This is a genomic window from Endozoicomonas sp. Z74 (genome assembly GCF_057680865.1).
In genome coordinates this window covers 1-4,534 of the sequence record NZ_JBLYZI010000185.1, presented here as the reverse complement: position 1 = coordinate 4,534, position 4,534 = coordinate 1, and the positions used below count along the sequence as shown (strand labels likewise).

5 protein-coding genes are annotated in these 4,534 nt (G+C 48.4%); all 5 read right to left on the bottom strand.

The window, feature by feature from the left end; genetic code table 11:
- Positions 1–21: 21 nt before the first annotated feature.
- The 5 genes from ACNRUY_RS25825 to ACNRUY_RS25805 all read right to left on the bottom strand — a co-directional run bounded on the left by ACNRUY_RS25825 (position 22) and on the right by ACNRUY_RS25805 (position 4,449).
- The gene (locus tag ACNRUY_RS25825; protein WP_488114542.1) at positions 22–573 is read right to left on the bottom strand and encodes a single-stranded DNA-binding protein; all 552 of its coding nucleotides are present in this window, start codon (positions 571–573) and stop codon (positions 22–24) included.
- Positions 573–1,058, bottom strand: a complete 486-nt coding sequence (locus tag ACNRUY_RS25820) for an HNH endonuclease (RefSeq protein ID WP_488114541.1) — start codon at positions 1,056–1,058, stop codon at positions 573–575. The genes ACNRUY_RS25825 and ACNRUY_RS25820 overlap by 1 nt, the downstream gene beginning before the upstream one ends.
- Complete coding sequence (gene rdgC, locus ACNRUY_RS25815; RefSeq protein WP_488114540.1) at positions 1,055–1,951, bottom strand: recombination-associated protein RdgC; 897 nt, start codon at positions 1,949–1,951, stop codon at positions 1,055–1,057. Before rdgC ends, ACNRUY_RS25820 begins: the two co-directional genes overlap by 4 nt.
- 67 nt (positions 1,952–2,018) lie before the next feature.
- Complete coding sequence (locus tag ACNRUY_RS25810; RefSeq protein ID WP_488114539.1) at positions 2,019–2,729, bottom strand: hypothetical protein; 711 nt, start codon at positions 2,727–2,729, stop codon at positions 2,019–2,021.
- Positions 2,730–2,811: 82 nt separating this feature from the next.
- Entirely contained in the window at positions 2,812–4,449 is a 1,638-nt protein-coding gene (locus tag ACNRUY_RS25805) for a lambda-exonuclease family protein (protein ID WP_488114538.1), read from the bottom strand.
- Positions 4,450–4,534 lie beyond the last annotated feature (85 nt).

Here is a 4,534-nt window from a genome sequence, read left to right as displayed (position 1 = left end):
CCCCCTGTCCAGTGGTATCGGTTAGAACGGAATATCCGAATCGTATTGGTCACCGCCGTGATACGGTTGCTGCTGCTGAGGCGGTGGGTTATTCCGTGCCTGAGCGTATCCGTTCTGCTGTGGCGCTTGTTGTGCCGGATGATTAGCCGGTCGTTGCTGTGACTGCTGCCGTGCAGGCTGCTGATTACTCTGTTGCCCTTGCTGCTGATACTGCTGGCCACTGTCTTGTCGGCTGTCGAGCATTTGCATCTGACCGTTGTAGGCATCCAGAACGACCTCTGTGGAATAACGATCATTGCCTTGCTGATCCTGCCATTTGCGGACAGAGAATTTTCCCGCAACAAACACCCTTGAACCTTTGGATAGATACTGGCCAGCAACTTCCGCCAGCTTGCCGAAAATAACTACAGGTACCCAGGTGGTCTTTTCCTGCTTCTGGCCCTGCTGATCCTTCCAGCTTTCACCGACGGCGATACTGATATTTGCTACCGCACTGCCGGAAGGGGTGTATCGAAGATCGACATCTTTTCCCAGTCGCCCGATAAACTCGCATCGGTTCAGATCGTTTGCCATTAGACATGCCTCCATGTTTTTCTATTTACGATGCAGTAAATTGCTTGCTGTGAAACTCCAAATTTTTCAGCCAGCTCATACTGATTTAAACGTTTTTCCTGATAGCTTTTGCGAATGCTTAAAACTTTCTCTTTGTCTAACTTCGAGTTTCCATTTACCTCACCCTTTGCGGCAAACTCCCTTCCTTTTGCTCGCCCCTTCAAAACCATATCTGCTGCGTTACTCTTTGTTGTTCCTAGCATCAAGTGGTTAGGATTGCAGCAAGAAGGGTTATCACAGATATGGCAAACTATATATCCATTGGGAATGGGGCCATTTGCTAATTCAAATGCAACCCTATGAGCTAAGGTGTACTTTTTATTAATTCTTACATTGCCATAGCCTTTAGGTTTTTTTGCGCCAGACCATTCCCAGCAATCAGATGTTTTATTTGTTATTTTGACCTTTGACCAAAAGGCATTTATTTGGTCATTGCTTATAGTCATGCGTTTAGACTCTCCATCAGCTGCTTCAGAAAGTCCCTGAAGGTCAGCGTCATAATTGAAAAGTCCGCGTCCATTTCTTCGACCCGGGTTTCCGCTTCGATATCATCCAGCTGCTCCTGAATGACATCAGTGAATTTCAGCTTCTTAATCTGCAAAGTGTCGTGCAGAGTGAATGTCAGCGAGTCGTTCCACATCATGGCCAGGGCGCTGACTTGCTTGCCTTCTGCCAGGTGCTGCTCAATGGAGTCACTGGAGAGATCCACATGAGTGGCTTTGATCTGGCCGCCTTCGTCACCGGGCTCTCTCAGTTCGCAGGCATCACCTACCATAAGCCCATCGGGAACAGACTGGTTTTCCAGCCAGCGGGTCATAGACCACGAAGGCGGGTTTTTAATGATAGGGTTGACGATGGGCAAGCTTCCCAGGCACTCCCGCAGACAGCTGGTGATTTCTTCCGCCTGCCGGTAGCTGGATGAGTCAACCACCAACCAACCGACCACCGGATCAATATAGGCCCGGGTGAAAATGCTTTTGGTGAAGGCCTTGGGTAGCAGCTCCATTATTACGTCGTCCTTCAGGGCTTTCTTTTCTTTGCTGTAAATCTTGCGATCTTGTTCCCGCTCAATGGTTTCGACACGCTCTTCCAGAGCCTCACGGATAACGGAAGCGGGAAGCACCTTCTCTTCTTTCCGGGTCTGGACCAGCAGGCAGCCGTTGGCCTGATGAACCAGGGCTTCAGTCCTGTCACCCAGGGCAGGAGAAAAGCCATAGGAGCTCATATCCTGAGCGCCGCATTTGCGGAACAGTTTTTCTTTTAGCTTTTCTTCCAGGGCCTCACCGCTTGTTTCAAAGGCTTGGCTGAATTGATAAACCACCAGATTTTTAAACCACATGTTTTGTTTCCTTATAAGCGTTTGAGCATACTCCCTGACCCTGCCGGTCAGGGCTTCTTATAGGTGATCAATGACCGTCATACTCTTTCAAAGTCAGATCGCAATCATTCTCATCGAATGCGTCAATTCCGGTAATCGTTGTGCCCGCAGCGTACAATTTAAAAATGAATGCTTCGTGCTCTAAGAAACAAGTTGGGTTATATGCCTGCCCATGGTTAATTCGGATTGATCCGGAGCTTATATAAAGACACAGGTCTGGCTGATTGTCTCTTGATGTGAATGAAGACCTGTATTCTTTTTGCTTCCACATTTTCAGCGTGTAGCTGCCATTAAGGGGGTAATCATGTTTGTGGAGCTCTACTGAGGCCTCATGATCTAACTCATCAGCGTCCCATGGTTCATCGGTTTTCCATGATCTTGAAACAGTTTCAACCAGCTCATTAATACTGATCTCTTTAGGTGCTGGAGCAAGCACTTTGTTCATTTCCTCCATGAATTTTGCAGATGCTTCATGGGCGAACATGGCTCCAACTTTCTGCTTTACTGCAACCAGCATTTGCTGGTTATAAGTTTCAAATGGCAAGTCGTCGAGGCTTAGTTGCAAGCCTTGCTCCATCCCTTTTTCAATCTGTTTGGTAAGATTTCCAAAAGATGCAAACTGGCTTTCAATAGCACTCTGAATCGCCTTCTCGATGTTCATTTCAATGGTTTCCTGAATGATCTTTTCATCCACCATCTGTTGAACTTTATTGTTAATGATGTCTTGTAGCTCTTTCATAGTTGTCACTCTTTGTTATTTGTCTGATGGGCCTTTTCAACACATGCCCAGGTGCGGTACCGAGTGTCGGTATGTCAATTCGTTAGGCCTTGAGCAGTTGTTCGATAACGTCTTCCGCTTCTTCCAGCTTTTGGCAGATGTAATCCAGTTCTTCAGACTCGGCTCTGGAAGAATCCGAAGGCCAGAGTTCTAAAGGTGTGTAAATTGGACCTGGCTTTACTGCTGCTGCAGGGGGGGTAACTTCAATTTCAACATCGGAGCGCAGAGGATCTGCTTTTGACCGCTCTGCTTCAGCAGCTTGCTCCGCTTCCAGCTTTAGCCGCTCCTCTTCAGCAATCCGTTGGCGCTCAATGTCTGCCAGCCTTGCAGCTTCAGCTTGTGCCTTGCGTTCTTCTTCCTGGCGAATCTTTTCCCGCTCTGATTCCAGTCGGGCAGCTTCCGCTACTTTGTGTTCATTAATCCGATCTTTGATGATCAGGCGAAGATGTTCGCTTTCCATCAATACCAATTCGTGCTTGTCGGGCAGCAGGAATCCGTATCCATCAGCTTCAGACCTGAGAATATCCAGATTGGTAAGGATGGTTTTTTCATGCCCAGCTATTTCGATTTTTGCTACTGCCAGGGTATCGGCCACCACTTCACGGATGCTTTTAACGGTTCTTTTGCCTTTGATTGCCCCTGCGAAGTCCGCAGTAATCTGGGGGAGGTTTATTACCACATTAGCTGCCAGACGATTAATGTGTTGCCTTAAATCGTTCTGAGCCTCTGCGATAATTTCCTGCTTGATAGCCGTTTTGCGAGCCTTAACCAGCTTATCCAGTTCCAGGCGTTTTGAGCGCATGGTTTCTTTCAGCTGATCAACAGTGCGGAACAGTGTGTCAATATCAACGGTTTCTGCCATTGCTTCTTTTTTGGCGAACTCCAGCTCTTTTTCTGCCTTGGCAAAATGCTTTACTGTGGCTTCCGCGTTAGCAAAATCCTGATCGGTTTGCAGGTCGGTGTTAATGCTTTCAATCTGGGCCATGGCTGCATCGCGGAATACTGGCAGGTTGGAGGTTTTCACTTCACCCGCTATTTGAACGACCAGAGCGGGGAGTTCCAGCAGAGCAACGCCTTTTGATTCCGGCTTGTTTTCTATCGGCTTGAATTCGGCCAGATCTTTTTTGAATTGCACCCAGCCGTCCAACAGTGCCTGTTGCCGTTCCGGTTTGGCCTGATACCAGCAGATCGCCATTTTTTCCCGGGTGCCGTCGGAGCATACAAAAATGGCTTTATCTGCGCCGCAAACATAAAGCTGGTGCTCCAGTTGCCAGTAGTAATGAGGCTCTAAACCGCTACCCTGATCAATGTCAGAATCAACCTGCATAGCGAGCTTTTCATTCCAGAGCTTATGTTCAAAGACGATGGCATCATCAAGGGTGAGCCCGTCAAAGCTGGCCAGTAAGATTTCTTCACTGCCAACCACTGGATAGAGCTCTTCTCCGATCTTGCTTTCAATAATCGGGCGTGCGGCTGCTTCCGCCGCATGGCCTTTGTCAAATATGGCTTGCTGTCTGGGGGAAATTTCAGGACGAATCCCTGTCGCCTTTTCTGCCAGCAGTTCCTGTCTGGACTGGTACTTGCTGTCGCCCATCATGGCGGGCGCTTCGCTGGCGGTGAAATGGCTGGCTCTCAGATCGAGCCATTCCTGGGAACCCTGCTCTACGTTGTGCACTTTCATTGCTGTACTCCCTGAATCTGGGCTTTTTGTTGTTGGGTCAGTTTGCGGCCTTTGCTTTCCACAAAGGTGATTAAGGTGTCTGCTG